The organism is Bacillus salacetis, assembly GCF_003581585.1.
In the GTDB taxonomy this organism is placed as follows: Bacteria; Bacillota; Bacilli; order Bacillales; family Bacillaceae_B; genus Rossellomorea; species Rossellomorea salacetis.
Genome location: NZ_QXIR01000001.1, coordinates 113,331 through 129,535, shown reverse-complemented (window position 1 = coordinate 129,535; position 16,205 = coordinate 113,331). Strand labels below are relative to the sequence as shown.

General features: G+C 43.4%; 20 protein-coding genes and 1 riboswitch. Of the genes, 19 read left to right on the top strand and 1 reads right to left on the bottom strand.

Annotated features, from left to right (window positions below; translation table 11 throughout):
• The first annotated feature begins 10 nt into the window (after positions 1-10).
• From D3H55_RS00665 to D3H55_RS00650, 4 genes are all read left to right on the top strand, one after another.
• Positions 11-1,189 (top strand): acetyl-CoA C-acetyltransferase, encoded by a 1,179-nt coding sequence (locus D3H55_RS00665; protein WP_119544879.1) that lies wholly within the window; start codon positions 11-13, stop codon positions 1,187-1,189.
• Between the two features lie 70 nt (positions 1,190-1,259).
• Positions 1,260-3,044 carry an acyl-CoA dehydrogenase FadE gene (locus tag D3H55_RS00660; protein WP_119544878.1) on the top strand — a complete coding sequence of 595 codons (1,785 nt, stop codon included), beginning with the start codon at positions 1,260-1,262 and terminating at the stop codon, positions 3,042-3,044.
• A gap of 356 nt (positions 3,045-3,400) precedes the next feature.
• Complete coding sequence (locus tag D3H55_RS00655; protein WP_119544877.1) at positions 3,401-4,183, top strand: SDR family NAD(P)-dependent oxidoreductase; 783 nt, start codon at positions 3,401-3,403, stop codon at positions 4,181-4,183.
• Between the two features lie 36 nt (positions 4,184-4,219).
• Positions 4,220-4,522: an ArsR/SmtB family transcription factor gene (locus tag D3H55_RS00650; protein WP_119544876.1), complete on the top strand. Its 303-nt coding sequence runs from the start codon at positions 4,220-4,222 to the stop codon at positions 4,520-4,522.
• Positions 4,523-4,564: 42 nt separating this feature from the next.
• Here D3H55_RS00650 and D3H55_RS23935 read toward each other — a convergent pair whose 3' ends face one another.
• On the bottom strand, positions 4,565-4,717 hold the full coding sequence (locus D3H55_RS23935; protein ID WP_168412911.1) for a hypothetical protein: 153 nt from the start codon (positions 4,715-4,717) through the stop codon (positions 4,565-4,567).
• A gap of 112 nt (positions 4,718-4,829) precedes the next feature.
• Between D3H55_RS23935 and D3H55_RS00645 the strand changes: the two genes are divergently transcribed.
• The 15 genes from D3H55_RS00645 to sufU all read left to right on the top strand — a co-directional run bounded on the left by D3H55_RS00645 (position 4,830) and on the right by sufU (position 16,170).
• Entirely contained in the window at positions 4,830-5,186 is a 357-nt protein-coding gene (locus tag D3H55_RS00645) for an arsenate reductase family protein (protein ID WP_119545171.1), read from the top strand.
• 78 nt (positions 5,187-5,264) lie between these two features.
• A complete protein-coding gene (gene gcvH, locus D3H55_RS00640; protein ID WP_119544875.1) occupies positions 5,265-5,648 on the top strand; it encodes a glycine cleavage system protein GcvH in 384 nt (127 codons plus the stop codon).
• 89 nt (positions 5,649-5,737) lie between these two features.
• Positions 5,738-5,977 (top strand): DUF2553 family protein, encoded by a 240-nt coding sequence (locus tag D3H55_RS00635; RefSeq protein WP_119544874.1) that lies wholly within the window; start codon positions 5,738-5,740, stop codon positions 5,975-5,977.
• Between the two features lie 305 nt (positions 5,978-6,282).
• Positions 6,283-6,639 carry a toprim domain-containing protein gene (locus D3H55_RS00630; RefSeq protein ID WP_119544873.1) on the top strand — a complete coding sequence of 119 codons (357 nt, stop codon included), beginning with the start codon at positions 6,283-6,285 and terminating at the stop codon, positions 6,637-6,639.
• A gap of 35 nt (positions 6,640-6,674) precedes the next feature.
• The gene (locus D3H55_RS00625; RefSeq protein ID WP_240628443.1) at positions 6,675-6,974 is read left to right on the top strand and encodes a thioredoxin family protein; all 300 of its coding nucleotides are present in this window, start codon (positions 6,675-6,677) and stop codon (positions 6,972-6,974) included.
• 322 nt (positions 6,975-7,296) lie between these two features.
• Positions 7,297-7,650 (top strand): hypothetical protein, encoded by a 354-nt coding sequence (locus D3H55_RS00615; RefSeq protein WP_119544871.1) that lies wholly within the window; start codon positions 7,297-7,299, stop codon positions 7,648-7,650.
• 119 nt (positions 7,651-7,769) lie between these two features.
• Positions 7,770-7,878, top strand: a riboswitch (SAM riboswitch).
• A 184-nt stretch (positions 7,879-8,062) separates the two neighbouring features.
• A complete protein-coding gene (locus D3H55_RS00610) occupies positions 8,063-9,082 on the top strand; it encodes a methionine ABC transporter ATP-binding protein (RefSeq protein ID WP_119544870.1) in 1,020 nt (339 codons plus the stop codon).
• Positions 9,075-9,743, top strand: coding sequence for a methionine ABC transporter permease (locus tag D3H55_RS00605; RefSeq protein WP_119544869.1), 669 nt, complete (start codon positions 9,075-9,077; stop codon positions 9,741-9,743). Before D3H55_RS00610 ends, D3H55_RS00605 begins: the two co-directional genes overlap by 8 nt.
• A 26-nt stretch (positions 9,744-9,769) precedes the next feature.
• The gene (locus D3H55_RS00600; RefSeq protein WP_119544868.1) at positions 9,770-10,603 is read left to right on the top strand and encodes a MetQ/NlpA family ABC transporter substrate-binding protein; all 834 of its coding nucleotides are present in this window, start codon (positions 9,770-9,772) and stop codon (positions 10,601-10,603) included.
• 475 nt (positions 10,604-11,078) lie between these two features.
• Positions 11,079-11,444 (top strand): carboxymuconolactone decarboxylase family protein, encoded by a 366-nt coding sequence (locus tag D3H55_RS00590; protein ID WP_119544866.1) that lies wholly within the window; start codon positions 11,079-11,081, stop codon positions 11,442-11,444.
• 280 nt (positions 11,445-11,724) lie between these two features.
• Positions 11,725-11,901, top strand: coding sequence for a YuzK family famiily protein (locus tag D3H55_RS23930; protein ID WP_168412910.1), 177 nt, complete (start codon positions 11,725-11,727; stop codon positions 11,899-11,901).
• A 502-nt stretch (positions 11,902-12,403) separates the two neighbouring features.
• The gene (gene sufC, locus D3H55_RS00585; protein WP_119544865.1) at positions 12,404-13,189 is read left to right on the top strand and encodes a Fe-S cluster assembly ATPase SufC; all 786 of its coding nucleotides are present in this window, start codon (positions 12,404-12,406) and stop codon (positions 13,187-13,189) included.
• A 17-nt stretch (positions 13,190-13,206) separates the two neighbouring features.
• Positions 13,207-14,517 (top strand): Fe-S cluster assembly protein SufD, encoded by a 1,311-nt coding sequence (gene sufD, locus D3H55_RS00580; RefSeq protein WP_119544864.1) that lies wholly within the window; start codon positions 13,207-13,209, stop codon positions 14,515-14,517.
• The gene (locus D3H55_RS00575; RefSeq protein WP_119544863.1) at positions 14,517-15,746 is read left to right on the top strand and encodes a cysteine desulfurase; all 1,230 of its coding nucleotides are present in this window, start codon (positions 14,517-14,519) and stop codon (positions 15,744-15,746) included. Before sufD ends, D3H55_RS00575 begins: the two co-directional genes overlap by 1 nt.
• On the top strand, positions 15,736-16,170 hold the full coding sequence (gene sufU / locus D3H55_RS00570) for a Fe-S cluster assembly sulfur transfer protein SufU (RefSeq protein WP_119544862.1): 435 nt from the start codon (positions 15,736-15,738) through the stop codon (positions 16,168-16,170). Before D3H55_RS00575 ends, sufU begins: the two co-directional genes overlap by 11 nt.
• Positions 16,171-16,205: the final 35 nt, after the last annotated feature.

The following is a 16,205-nucleotide window of genomic DNA, read 5'->3' as shown; positions in this document are numbered from 1 at the left end:
GGGGAGAAACATGCGAGAAGCGGTAATAGTAGCCGGCGCCCGTACACCGGTCGGAAGAGCGAACAAAGGGACACTGGCAACGGTCAGACCCGATGATCTGGGAGCGCTGGTCGTAAAAGAAACATTGAAAAGGGCAGGGAACTATGAAGGAAATATAGATGATTTAATTATCGGCTGTGCCATGCCGGAAGCGGAACAAGGTTTGAATATGGCGCGGAATATCGGCGGATTGGCAGGACTCCCGCACGATGTACCTGCCATCACGATCAACCGGTATTGTTCTTCTGGACTGCAGTCCATTGCCTACGCATCTGAAAAGATCATGCTCGGCCATTCAGATACAGCCATTGCCGGCGGTGCGGAATCCATGAGCCTTGTCCCGATGATGGGGCATGTGGTCCGCCCTAACGCCAGACTGGCTGAAACGGCTCCGCAATATTACATGAGCATGGGGCATACAGCGGAGGAAGTGGCGAAGAAGTTTGGCATTTCAAGGGAAGATCAGGATGCCTTTGCGGTAAGAAGCCACCAAAAAGCAGCGAAAGCCATTGAAGAAGGAAAGTTCCAGGATGAAATCGTTCCAGTTGATGTCGTACTTCGTTCAGTAAACGACCAGAACAAGGTTGTTGAAAAGAATGTCTCCTTCACGACAGATGAAGGGGTAAGGCCAGGAACGACTCAGGAGATCCTTTCCAAGCTGCGCCCTGCTTTTAATGTTAAAGGTTCGGTAACAGCAGGAAACTCATCGCAAACAAGTGACGGAGCTGCCGCAGTAATGGTCATGGACCGTGAAAAAGCCAATTCACTTGGTTTGGCACCAATGGCGAAATTTCATTCTTTCGCAGTAGCAGGCGTGCCGCCGGAAATCATGGGTGTCGGTCCGGTAGAAGCCATTCCAAAGGCCTTAAAAATGGCTGGACTGCAACTTGAGGATATCGGGCTGTTTGAGCTGAATGAAGCCTTTGCTTCCCAGTCCCTGCAGGTCATCCGCCAGCTTGGCTTGAATGAAGAGATCGTGAACGTCAACGGCGGTGCCATTGCACTGGGACACCCGCTGGGCTGTTCAGGAACAAAATTGACGCTTTCTTTAGTTCATGAAATGAAGAGACGCAATGTCCAATTCGGTGTCGTCACAATGTGTATCGGCGGCGGAATGGGTGCTGCCGGAGTATTTGAACTGATTGGTTAATTTTTCGGAGGCTCGAGCCCGGGCCTTCGGTTTTCAATAACTGTTAATTTAACTAAGGGAGGAAAAACAGATGACAAATCAAACAGATAAGTTGGTAAAAGGCGGCAGCTTCATTATCGAGGATGTCTCATACGAAAATGTGTTCACACCGGAAGATTTTTCAGATGAACAGAAAATGATTGCCAAAACAACAGAAGATTATGTAGTAAAAGAAGTTGTTCCACAGGTGGAGCATTTGGAAAATCATGAATTTGACCGTTCAGTAAAACTATTGAAAAGCGCAGGCGACCTTGGCCTCCTTGGAGCAGACGTTCCAGAAGAATACGGCGGGCTCGGCTTGGATAAGGTAAGCTCTGCTCTTATCGCGGAAAAAATGTCCACTGCCGGCGGATTCTCCATTTCCCACGGAGCACACGTAGGAATCGGGTCTCTTCCAATCGTATTATTCGGTAACGAAGACCAAAAACAAAAATATCTTCCAGCATTGGCGACTGGCGAAAAAATCGCAGCCTATGCCCTGACTGAGCCAGGCTCCGGTTCTGACGCCCTTGGTGCCAGAACGACAGCCAAGCTGAATGAAGCAGGCACCCATTACGTATTGAACGGTGAAAAGCAGTGGATTACAAATGCAGGCTTTGCAGATGTATTTGTTGTTTACGCAAAAATAGATGGCGAGCAGTTCTCTGCTTTTATCGTTGAGCGTGAATATCCAGGTGTGTCCACAGGTGCTGAAGAAAAGAAAATGGGGATCAAGAGTTCTTCCACTCGTACATTGATTCTGGAAGATGCAGAGGTTCCGGTTGAAAACCTCCTTGGTGAAGCAGGAAAAGGCCATATCATTGCTTTCAATATCTTGAATATCGGACGCTACAAGCTGGGAGTAGGAGCTGTCGGCGGAAGCAAGCGCGCAATGGATGTAACAATCAAATACGCAAACCAGCGCCAGCAGTTCAAGACGCCGATTTCTTCTTTCAACTTAACGAAAGAAAAGTTTGCTACGATGGCTTCCAAGCTTTATGCCACGGAAAGCTCCGTCTACCGCACAGTCGGCCTTTTTGAAGACCGTATGAGCCAATTGACGGATGAAGAAATCAAAAACGGAACAGAGGTTGCTAAATCAATTGCAGAATATGCAATCGAATGTTCGTTGAATAAAGTTTTTGCAACAGAAACACTTGATTATATCGTCGACGAAGGTGTTCAAATCCACGGCGGTTACGGATTCATGCAGGAGTATGAAATTGAAAGAATGTACCGCGACTCCCGCATCAACCGTATTTTCGAAGGAACAAATGAAATCAACCGCCTGTTGGTGCCAGGCACATATGTGCGTAAAGCGCTAAAAGGCGAACTGCCGCTATTCCAGAAAGCGCAGGCACTTCAGGAAGAACTAATGATGCTTATGCCGGAAGAAGTTGGCGATGCACCTCTTGAGCAGGAAAAATATCTTGTTAAAAATGCGAAGAAGATCGGCTTGTTGATTGCCGGCCTGGCTGCACAGAAATATGGCAAAGCACTTGAAAAAGAACAGGAGATCCTTGTAAACATTGCGGATATCATCTCCAATGCTTATGCAATGGAATCGGCCGTTCTTCGTACAGAAAAAGCCATCGCTAAAGACGGCGTGGACAAATCGAAACAGAAACTTTTGTATACTCAAATCTTCTGTCAGGAAGCTTTCAATGAAATCGAAGCACATGCCAAGGAAACATTGGTGGCTGCTGAGACAGGTGATTCATTGAGAATGATGCTTTCAGCCCTTCGTAAGTTCACCCGCTACACACCGTTGAATATTATTGCGGTTAAACGGGAAGCGTCTGAGAAGCTGATTGAAGCAGAGCGTTATGTCCTGTAATTGAACTGAAACCGGTCTTCTTATGGGAGGCCGGTTTCTTTGCGTTTTCGCTGCGTATGGTTGATTGGTCGATATTTGACATTAGATTGTTGATATACGACCAAGAGGGGTAGATATTTGACATCAAACGGTTGATAAACGACAAGTCTTAATCGAAATGCGACAAACCAACCTGCCACGAAAAACGAAATGCTCCTACAACATCTCCTTTGAACGAGAAAATGGATGCCCCATCAGCCCCGGTTTCAGATGCTGCCACAATCCGGAAAAAATCCCGCCTCCGAAACTTGCACTATGGTGAATAATATATTATTATATGTTTAAACGTTTAAACATTTAATAAGAGGTGACGATAAATGGAAAATAAAGCAGTTATAATTACAGGGGCATCAAGCGGATTAGGCGCAGAGTTTGCCAAACAATTCGCAAAGCGTAAATTTGATATTGTTTTAACTGCAAGAAGTGAAAATAAGTTAAAGGAATTGGCACAGCAACTCGAATCAAGCTATGGGATTAAAGCCTATACAGTTCCGCTTGATCTATCCCAATCTGGCTCAGCTATGAAACTGTATGAGACAGTTGCTTCTTTGGGCGTGACAGCCGACATTTTAATCAACAATGCAGGGTTTGGATTATTTGGGGAATTTGAAGAAACTGAGATGCAGAAGGAACTGGACATGATTGAAGTCAATATCACTGCCTTGACTGAACTTACTAAGTATTTTGGAAAAGATATGGTATCCAGAAAAAGCGGTAAGATTTTGAATGTAGCCTCAACGGCTGCATTCCAGCCTGGACCTTTGATGGCTGTTTACTACGCTACAAAAGCATATGTGCTTTCTCTATCAGAAGCATTGGCTAATGAGTGGGAAGGCAATGGTGTCAAAGTGGCTGCATTATGTCCAGGCGCTACAGAAACAGGCTTCAGCAGTACAGCGGAGCTTAGCCAGTCCAAGCTGTTCCAAAGCGGGGTAATGAAGGCGGATGAAGTGGTGGAACAGGCTGTAAATTCTTTGCTGGAAACAAACAAAACCGTCATTATCCCGGGTTTCAAAAATAAAATGCTGGCGAGTTCTGTCCGGTTTATGCCGAGAAAAATGGTGCCTTCCATTGTCCGCAAGGTGCAAGAACGTATATAATATGAGTAAGATCATAAAGAGGGAAGGAATGCTAAATTGGGTCAAAAAGCTATGGATACATTCCGTAAATGTATTCCTTTATTTCAAGCATTGAGTGATCCTTACAGACAGGACATCATCCTTCTTCTGGCAGAGAAGGAGCCGTTGACTGTTAATGAAATTACAGACAATCTGACTTTGTCCCGGCCTGCTGTGTCTCATCATTTGAAAATCCTCAGGGACCAGCATCTGGTGACAACTGTCCAGAAAGGAACTCAACGATTTTATTCCCTTGCACTCGACCAGGCTGTCGGAGAATTAAAGGAACTGATTGATACAGTTGAAAATACTTGTATATGATAGGCTGATTTCGTAAACTTTGTTGCTATTCACTATAAATTTCTAATAAAGTCCTGGAAAACCTCCGTAAAAATCCCGGTGAGCAGGGAAGAAAAGAGCTGCTCGTTCTTTTTCGAGAGTAAAACCTTTGAATACAGGGGAAAATCCGGCATCAGGGATTTTTCCGAAAGCAACAATATATGCGAAAACAGCCATTTGATAACAGGTTTTCACTTAAAATCCTGCTGCCATTTGCAGGATTTTAAGTGATACTGTCGAAATTAGTTATTGGTGGCCGCGAATGATTTTATGGAAGGGTGGTGAAGATATGACAATCCAATTTTATTCATATCCGAAATGTGGAACATGCCGAAAAGCGAAAAAGTGGCTTGAGGAAAACAGAAGAGACTTTAATGAAATACATATTGTTGAAAACCCTCCATCAAAAGAGGAGCTGAAAGACTTTTATGAAAAGAGCGGGCTGCCGCTGAAGAAGTTTTTCAACACAAGCGGCAAGAAATATCGTGAACTTGGATTAAAAGACAAAGTCAACGATTCTTCCGATGAGGAATTGCTCGATATCCTGGCAAGTGACGGGATGCTGATCAAGCGTCCGTTATCTGCTGAAGGGTCGAAGGTGACATTGGGATTCAAGGAAGAAACGTTCGAGGACACGTGGAAATAAATTTTTGGCAAGGTTTTCTTGCTTTTAGAGTAGTAATTATGTCAATATTGATGTGAATATAGCAATGGAGGGATAGGAATGAGCACACCAAAAGAACTTCGTTATTCTGAAGAACATGAGTGGGTAAAAGTTGAAGGGGAAAAAGTACGAATCGGCATCACTGACTTTGCCCAATCAGAACTAGGGGATATTGTATTCGTTGAACTTCCTGAAGAAGGAGACGAAATCACTGCAGGCGAGCCATTCGGAAGCGTTGAATCTGTTAAGACCGTTTCTGAATTATATGCCCCGGTCAGCGGGAAAGTGGTTGAGGTCAACGGTGACCTTGATGACAGCCCTGAATTCGTCAATGAATCACCATATGAAAAGGCATGGATGGTGACGGTTGAGCTTTCAGATGCTTCAGAAGTGGACAAGCTGATGACTTCTGAGAAATATGATGAAATGATTAAAGAAGACTAATATTTACAAAACCCTCCAGCTTTACCGGAGGGTTTTGTTTTGTTTTTTGGGCAAGATAGAAATACATACTTGCATAAGGGGGACTTGTAATGCTTAAGCCTAAAAAGCTGGATGTAACACAGCGTGTCAATGGAAAATTGGTGGAAGGTCAGCTTCATTTGTATCTTGATGATCAGCTTGTAGGGAAAATGGATATTCCTGATTCCGCAGAGAACCTGCAATTGGAACCGAATTTTGAAGCATCCGGAAACAAAATCATTCAAAATTATATGACACCTGATGATGCTGAACCACGTTATACAGATTGTGATGAAGGCGGCTGGTGCTGAAAAAAGGGTAGATGATTCTACTCTTTTTCTGTATCATTTTTGGCTGGATTTTAAAAAGGAATTCCAAGAAACGTCCGGGAAAACATGTAGACCGGCGTAGCAGAGCTTTCTCTTTCTTTGGGATATTCCCCTCCATTCCAAAGAAAGTGCTGAACATTTTTAATGCGGAGCAATCTTGTCAGGAAAGCCTTTTTTAAAGAGTTTTTCTTTGCAATCGGACGCAAAAAGCGAGACAATGAATATAATGTACAGCTCTATAAATAGAGGTCACTCGAGCTACCCTAGTTGCGAAAAGAGATGATTCAATGGAGATGTTTGAAGATAAGGTCATTATCGTTGAGGGGACCACGGATAAGAGAAAAGTGAAAGAAGTTGTGAAGGAACCTGTTGACATCATTTGCACCAACGGGACGATCAGCATCACGAAGCTGGATGAGCTGGTGGATGAATTGTTCAACAGGGAAGTCTATATTCTTGTAGATGCGGATGAAAGCGGGGAGAAGCTCAGGAAATTATTTAAAAGGGAATTTCCTGAGGCAGAACATCTGTATATCGACCGCATGTACAAAGAGGTGGCAGCTGCTCCGGAATACCATCTTGCTTCCGTGCTGATTGCAGCCAACATAGATGTCCATACACAATTTCTTGAAAGAAGGACGTAACTGATTTGATGAAGAACCGTTTATCATTAAAGCAAATGAAAAATGAAATAGAGGCACAGGAACACACGGCGTTATATCTTTATACTCCTATGTGCGGCACATGTATGGTTGCCGGTAGAATGGTCGATGTAACGGAAAAATTGTTTCCTGCCTTTCACTTTATGAAAGCCGATCTGAATTATATCCCTTCTATCGCAGATGAGCATTCAGTGGAAAGTGTACCTTGCCTGCTTCTTTTTAAAAAAGGAACACTAATGAAAAAAATATACGCATTCCATTCTGTTCCGTTTTTACATGAACAGATGAATGACCTGATCGGTGCTGATTCAGTTTAGGAATCGGCACTTTTTTTGGTTCTTTTCTTGAATTTTTGCTGTTTAACTTACTCCATTTGAAATTCCTATTAAACAAGATGATGCCCCTGGACCCCGGGAAGATCCTGCTTGTGGAGTTTTGATGAAACAATTTATGCAGAAACTGCCTCTTTTAATGCCCTTCTTTTACATATTTCTCGGGAAATTTTCTTTTTTATCTTCCCTGTCTTTCAAATCGACACCATTACTCAATCCCCTTCAGAAGTTGTCGAGGAGTTCCAAGAGGATTTCTACCCACGAGGTGGAAATAGTATACAAGAGACTTGGTTAAGGGGATGAGCGATTGGAAAAAGAGATCTATAGGATGCTTGAAGAATGCAAAATGAGATACCATTTGAAAGCATTGATGCCGGATATACCTTTCATAGTCGCTTTTGATAATGGGGTCGAGAAGAAGAGGGTATCTTTTGGGAAACATAATGAAATTGACATGATTAATGAGACAGATTGCGAATCCGACTTTATAGTGAAGGGAAACCCTGAACAAATCTGCACCCTGCTTGATGGGAAAGAAAAGCTTTCGATTCTATTGGGGAGGGAGGATATAGCTGTAACCGGAACGTACAGGGGGCTATTGTTCGTTGAATCCGTACTGACCTTATGCAGGATCCATGAAGCAGAACCAGTAGTGATATAAGGGAGAAAAATTCTTTGAGAAAATTGTTGACAGTATATTAAAACCCATGTAAAATCACATTCAGAAGTAAAGATTACTTTTATCCTTTAAAGGATTAATTAAATAAAGCGAGTTTCTTGCTCTTATCGAGAGAGGTGGAGGGATGTGCCCTGCGAAGCCCGGCAACCGTCAATTATGTTGAAATGGTGCCAATTCACACAAAGCTTTTATTGCTTTGGAAGATGAGAGAAAGGTGAATGATAAATTTTCATGCCTTTCTGCTCATTGCAGGAAGGCATTTTTATTTTGAAGAAGTCATTCCTCAGAAGATGTTTAGGAATGATTCTATAGTAAATAATAGTACAGCATTGTTTAAACAACGGCACTAAAACCTACTAATCTAATAGGTTTAGTATGAGAGAGGTGAGGTAAAATGATAAGTATTTCGAAGGTAAGCAAGATATTTAACAGTAAAAATGGTGCCATATCAGCAGTGGATGATGTGAACCTGACGATAAATGATGGAGAAATCTTCGGCGTGATCGGCTACAGTGGTGCGGGGAAGAGCACCCTGATCAGGATGTTGAACGGTCTTGAAATTCCGAGTGAAGGAACCATCGATGTTAACGGACATATTGTTTCACAAGTCAAAGGGCAAAAACTTAGAAGTGCGCGCCATGAAATTTCGATGATCTTCCAGCATTTCAACCTGTTATGGTCGAGGACAGTCAGGAAGAATATTGCATTCCCTCTCGAGATCACCAAGGTTTCGAAGGAAGAACGGAATAAGAGAGTCGATGAATTAATCGACCTGGTCGGTTTGAAAGGGCGTGAGGATGCTTATCCTTCACAATTGAGCGGCGGACAAAAGCAGCGTGTCGGGATTGCCCGGGCACTAGCCAATAATCCAAAAGTCCTCTTATGTGACGAGGCGACTTCCGCTCTTGATCCGGAGACCACTGATTCCATTCTAGATCTTCTGGTTGATATAAATGAGCGCTTGGGCCTTACGATTGTTCTGATCACCCATGAGATGAAAGTGATTCAGAAAATCTGTCATCGGGTGGCGGTGATGGAAGATGGGAAGGTTGTAGAACTTGGAAAAGTGCTTGAAGTGTTCAGGAATCCTCAACAGAAAATCACTCAGCGCTTTGTAGGTGAAGTTTCCGAAACTGGGAACACGAAGGAAGCAATTGAAAATCTCGTTTCTCACTATCCGGAAGGGAAGATAGTCAAGCTTACTTTTGTGGGTGAACAGACAGAACAGCCTCTTATTACGAGCTTGATCAAGAATTACGACATCAATGCCAATATCATTCAGGGAAGCATTTCTCAGACGCAGGAAGGATCATATGGCACATTATTTATTCACTTGACAGGCACTGAAGAGGAAAAAGCTGTCGGCTTTTTGAAAACACAACCGGTTGGGATTGAGGTGATTAATCATGATTGAAGCCCTCTTTCCGAACGTTGACGGTGAAAAAATGTGGGAAGCGACGCTTGAGACCCTGTATATGACAGGGATGTCGGTGGCGATAACTCTAGTGCTAGGAATCATTCTCGGCCTTTTATTATTTTTAACATCTCCCAACAATATTTGGGAAAACAAGGCAGTTTATGCCGTAACAAGTGCAGTCGTCAATGTGTTTCGTTCAATCCCATTCATCATTCTGATTGTCCTCCTGATACCATTCACCAAGTTTCTTCTTGGGACGATCAGGGGAGCCAACGCCGCACTTCCCGCCCTTATCATCGGGGCTGCACCTTTCTATGCGAGGATGGTTGAAATAGCACTCAGGGAAGTGAATAAGGGTGTCATCGAAGCTGCAAAATCAATGGGAGCAAAAACTTCAACAATCATCTGGAAGGTCCTGCTTCCTGAATCAATGCCGGCATTGATTTCTGGTATTACTGTAACAGCCATCGCCCTTGTCGGCTTTACAGCCATGGCGGGTGTCATTGGAGCAGGCGGTCTTGGAAACCTTGCCTATTTGGACGGTTTCCAGCGAAGCAGGGACGATGTCACACTGGCGGCAACGATCATCATACTGATCATCGTCTTCATTATTCAAATAATAGGTGACATATTGACGAAAGTAACTGATAAAAGATAATTACATTAAAGAAAGAAGGAAATGTCATGAAAAAATTAATCGCAGGTTTATTTACAGCAGCAAGCATTCTTACATTGGGAGCATGCGGCACATCAGATGAAGGCGGCCAGGCTGATGGTGGGGAAACAAAGGAAATCACGGTCGGGGCTTCTAACATTCCCCATGCAGAAATCCTTGAAAAAGCCCAGCCTCTTCTTGAAGAAAAAGGGTATGAGTTGAATATCGAAACGTACCAGGATTACGTCCTTCCAAACAAGGATTTGGAAAGCGGCGAAATCGATGCGAACTACTTTCAGCACATCCCGTATCTTGAGTCACAAATTGCCGAACAGGGATACGACTTTGTAAATGCAGGCGGCATTCACATTGAGCCAATCGGTGTGTACTCAAAAAAGTATGATTCTCTTGAAGAACTTCCTGAAGGTGCAACAATCCTTATGAGTAACTCTGTTGCCGATCACGGCCGTATCCTTACATTATTGGAAGCACAGGGCTTGATCACTCTTAAAGAGGGCGTTGAGAAGACGGAAGCAACACTTGAAGATATCGCTGAAAATCCAAAAAACCTTCAATTCGATTATGAATATGAAGCAGCTCTTCTTCCTCAATTATATGAAAGCGAAGAAGGCGACGCAGTACTTATCAACTCCAACTATGCGATTGACTCAGGGTTAAATCCTCTTGAAGATTCAATTGCCATCGAAGATAAGGATTCTCCATATGTGAATGTTATTGCTGTGAACAGCGGTGACGAAGACAAAGAAGCAGTCAAGGCCCTTGTCGAAGTGCTTCGTTCAAAAGAAATTCAGGACTTCATCCTCGAAGAGTGGGGCGGAGCAGTCGTTCCGGTCCAAGAGTAACACTTGTAAAGCAGCCCGCACCGATTCCGGTAGGGCTGCTTTTGTTTACTGAAAAGTTTTTCATCAAGGCTCTTTTCTTAAACTTTGTTGATATTCAATATGAATTTCCAAAAATATCCTGGTGAATCGCCGTAAAATCCCCGGTAAACAGGAAAGAAAAGAGCAGCTCGTTGTTTTTCGGGTGTAAAACCTTTGAATACAGGGGGAGAATCCGGCACTTAGGATTTTTCCGAAAGCAACAATATATGCGAAAACAGCCTTTATCAACAATAATATCAGCCATTTCCCCTCATATTTATATGAGGATTGGAGGGTGTGTGGACCCGTATCAGGCACTATGAATGTTTGCTAATAAATCCAAAAGAATGTGCCGTTTCCTATCTGCCATAAAAAGGTTCTTAAATAAACATAAACTTACATCCTTTAGCTCATACTATTTCTGAATTGGACAATAACAGGAATGGAGCTGGAGCGAATGGAAATGGATTTCAGAAATTCAACTGAAGCCGCCCTGCATCACTATAAGCAGGGGCTTGGCGAGTTCACTAAAAAAATGCCGGAATTGGCCCAACATTATAATGCGTTTACGGAGCAGTGTTTTAAAGAAGGTGTGCTTTCTCAAAAAGAAAAGCAGTTGATTGCGCTTGGAATCAGTTTATACTCGCAGGATGAATATTGCATCATTTACCATACCAAAGGGTGTGTTGATCAAGGATGCTCAGAAGAGGAAATCCTGGAAGCGGTAGGCGTGACGGCTGCGTTCGGCGGGGGAGCTGCAATGAGCCAGGCTGTAACGCTTGTACAGGAATCATTCCAGGAATTAAACCAACTGAAACAATGATTTCTTTAGCACTTTAAAGCACCCGGGGACAGTCCCCGGGTGCTTTAAAGTGCTAAAGTTTTATTGTCTAAAAAAGAAAAATTCAAATCAGAAGTATATGGAGGTATTTTCGTAAAAATATAAGGTAGAGGGTCACCGGTTTTTGAAAAACAGCTGAAACCCCCGTTAAAAACTGGAAATCCCTTGATATGCGTTTTGTCTTTGAAAACAGGGGGTAGTATGATTATAAACGTAGTTAAAAACTTGAAAGGAATGATTCATTATCAACGACTCTCTGAATATGGAGTATACGAATGAAATGGAAAAGGCGATGCATGGAGCTCACGGAGTTGGCTATGAAACGTACAAAAGGAAGCATGATGTTCGTATGCAAGTGGAAAAGAGAAGAGAGAATGAATACATCGAAAGCAGAAGAATGATTGCCGATTTGGATCGTAAAATACACGCAAATATATAATAGGAAGAAACTAGGTGAAAAACCAGTGTTTATGACAACACTGGTTTTTCTTTGTATTTGGCTTCTGATAGAGGTTAATGAGGTTTCAACTTGAAAAGTAGACTGTTAAATACCGGAAAAATTAAAAAGAAAAAACCTGCTATCCTTGTGCTTATGTCCCTTGCCGAGCACTAAGGGTAAAACGAGTTCTTGATTTTCAATATTCTGCGGGAAACTGCAATTCATAACGTAATCAGCATTGTATTTACTGATTGGGAATAGTTTGTTACTCTTATTCAAGGCAGAGAAAATAGATATGAAGCACTCCTTTGAGAAGCGTCTGCTTACATGAATGGTGCTGCTGAAGTAAACAATAGAAAAGGGTCAGAAATACGAAGTTTTGGATTCAATTTAGCACGGCTCTAACAGTTGCTTATAGCTTTTATTTGTTATAAGATTGTAATGAGAATAAATTGAGAATGGTTAAAAATAAACTTTCTTATAAAATCACGGAGGTATCATAATGGCAGGTTCAACTCTAACAATCAAAGATCTTCATGTTGAGATTGAAGGTAAAGAAATTCTAAAAGGTGTAAACCTTGAAATCAAAGGTGGAGAAATCCATGCAGTAATGGGTCCAAACGGAACTGGGAAATCCACATTATCTTCAGCAATCATGGGACATCCTAAATACGAAGTAACAAAAGGCAGCATCACTTTCGACGGTGAAGACGTACTGGAAATGGAAGTGGACGAGCGTGCAAGAGTAGGTCTATTCCTTGCTATGCAGTATCCAAGTGAAATCAGCGGTGTGACAAATGCCGACTTCTTGCGCTCAGCGATTAACAGCCGCCGTGAAGAAGGCCAGGAAATTTCCTTAATGAAATTCATCCGCACAATGGATTCCAACATGGAAGAGCTTGAAATGGATCCGGATATGGCTCAGCGTTATTTGAATGAAGGTTTCTCCGGCGGGGAAAAGAAACGTAATGAAATCCTTCAATTGATGATGATCCAGCCTAAGATTGCAATCCTTGATGAGATTGACTCAGGTCTTGATATCGATGCTTTGAAAATCGTTTCAAAAGGGATCAACAAGATGCGCGGTGAAGATTTCGGATGCTTAATCATTACCCACTATCAGCGTCTGCTTAACTACATTACACCGGATAAAGTACACGTAATGATGCAGGGACGCGTAGTGAAATCAGGCGGACCTGAGCTCGCAAAGCGGCTGGAGTCTGAAGGATATGACTGGATCAAAGAAGAGTTAGGCATCAAAGACGAAACTGTCGGCCAAGAAGCGTAAGTGTTAGGGGGATTAATATGACTGTAGAAACGAAACTACCAGTAGAAAAGGAATATCTGGACTCCTTTTCGAAGGGTCTTGGAGAGCCGGAATGGTTTTCTGCCCTTCGTACCCAGGCTTTGGCTAAAGCGGGGGAATTGGAGCTTCCTAAACCTGATAAAACCAAGATCAATAAGTGGAACTTCACGGAGTTCAAGCAGCATACTGTAGACAGCAAACCTTATGAAAATTTGAGTGAGCTTCCCGAAGCTGCAAAAGCTTTAATTGATACAGATAATGAAAACAAGAACCTATATATCCAGCGAAACAATACTCCTGCTCACCTGACTCTTTCTCAAGAGTTGAAAGACAAAGGAGTTATCTTTACGGATATTCTGACAGCCATCAAAGAACATGGTGAACTGCTTCAGAAATATTTCATGAAGGAAGGCGTCAAAGTGGACGAACACAAACTGACGGCCCTTCATGCTGCGCTTCTGAACGGCGGTGCCTTCTTGTATGTACCGAAAAACGTAGAAGTGGAACAGCCAATCCAGGCTGTCTATATCCAAGACCATGCAGACACTACGCTTTTCAACCATGTATTGGTGGTTGCGGATGACAACAGTTCTGTAACATATGTAGAGAACTACGTTTCTGCAGTGGATGTGGAAGAAGGTATCTATAACATTGTTACCGAAGTATTTGCAAACAACAATGCCAAGGTGACTTACGGAGCTGTTGATAATCTTTCAAGCGGCATCACGACCTATGTGAACCGCAGGGGAACAGCAGCAAGAGATGCCCGTATCGACTGGGCATTGGGACTGATGAATGACGGAAACACAGTTTCTGAAAATGTAACCAACCTTATTGGTGACGGTTCCTATGCAGACACTAAGACTGTTGTTGTCGGCCGTGGAAAACAAAAACAGAATTTCACTACAAAAGTGGTTCACTTCGGCAAAAACTCAGAAGGTTATATCCTTAAGCACGGTGTCATGAAGGATGAAGCTTCTTCTATCTTCAACGGTATCGGCAAAATCGAACACGGTGCATCCAAGTCGAATGCTGAACAGGAGTCACGTGTTCTTATGCTCAGCGAAAAAGCGCGCGGAGACGCAAACCCGATCCTGTTGATCGATGAAGATGATGTTACGGCAGGGCACGCTGCTTCAGTCGGGCGTGTAGATCCTTTACAGCTCTACTACTTGATGAGCCGCGGTATTCCCCGTCATGAAGCGGAGCGCCTGGTTATCCACGGATTCCTGGCGCCGGTTGTAAACCAGCTTCCAATCGAAGGAGTTAAAAAACAGCTTACTGAAGTTATTGAAAGGAAAGTAAATTAATGAATGCCAAAGAGATTCGTAAATATTTTCCGATTCTCGACCAGGAAGTCAATGGACATCCATTAGTTTACCTTGACAGTGCTGCAACATCCCAAAAACCCCTGCAGGTTATTGAAGCACTGGATAAGTACTATCGTGAATATAATTCGAATGTCCACCGCGGGGTCCATACTCTTGGCACCCGGGCGACGGATGGATATGAAGGTGCTCGTGAGAAGGTCCGCAAGTTCATTAATGCGGCTTCTGTGGAGGAAATCATTTTCACGCGAGGTACTACAACGGCAATCAATACAGTGGCTGCCAGCTACGGACGGGCGAATGTCGGCGAGGGTGATGAGATAGTGATTTCCCATATGGAGCATCACAGCAACATCATCCCATGGCAGCAGCTTGCCAAAGAAACAGGCGCAACATTGAAGTATGTCCCGCTTCAGGAAGATGGGACAATCTCGATAGAAGATATGAAGAACACCGTTACTTCCAACACGAAAATCGTTTCCATCATGAAGGTTTCCAATGTGCTGGGCACGATGAATCCAATTAAGGAGATTGCAAGGGTTGCTCATGAACACGGTGCTGTCATGATGGTAGATGGTGCGCAGGCAGCCCCGCATATGAAGGTTGATGTACAGGACCTTGATTGTGACTTCTTTGCTTTTTCCGGCCACAAGATGGGAGGGCCGACAGGTATCGGTGTCCTTTACGGAAAGAAACATCTTCTTGAAAACATGGAGCCTGTGGAGTTCGGCGGTGAAATGATCGATTTTGTCGGCATGTATGAATCGACCTGGAAAGAGCTTCCTTGGAAATTTGAAGGCGGAACACCGATCATTGCCGGAGCTATCGGCCTTGGTGCAGCCATCGATTTTTTAGAGGAAATCGGAATGGACGATATTGAAAAGCATGAACATCACCTGGCGGCTTACGCTATGGAAAAAATGTCCGAAGTTGACGGCATGGTCATTTATGGCACGAAGGACCCGGCCAAGCGTGCGGGTTTGGTCACATTCAATCTCGATGATGTTCATCCACACGATGTGGCAACAGTGCTGGATGCCGAGGGGATTGCAGTACGTGCAGGCCATCACTGCGCCCAGCCCCTGATGAAGTGGCTAAAGGTTTCCGCGACAGCACGGGCAAGCTTTTACATTTACAACACTGAAGAGGATATTGACAAGCTTGTTTCAGGACTAGTGAAAACAAAGGAGTATTTCAGCGATGTCTTTTAACAATTTAGATCAATTGTACAGACAGGTCATAATGGATCATTATAAAAACCCGCGCAACAAAGGCTCGCTTGAGGACGGAAGCCTGATGGTGGACATGAATAACCCTACCTGCGGCGACCGTATCCATCTCAACATGAAAGTGGAAGATGGCAAAGTGACGGATGCTAAATTCGATGGCGAAGGCTGTTCAATCTCAATGGCTTCTGCCTCAATGATGACACAGATCATCAAGGGCAAAGATGTTGATACTGCAATGAAGCTTTCTGAAGTATTTTCGAATATGATGCAAGGGAAAGAATATGATGAAGATATCGACCTTGGTGATATAGAAGCCCTGCAGGGTGTGGCGAAATTCCCGGCACGGATCAAATGCGCCACACTAGCCTGGAAGGCGATGGAAAAAGGAGTCAAGGAAGGGCAGTGACCCCGAATGATTCACACTTAGAATGGAGGAATCAA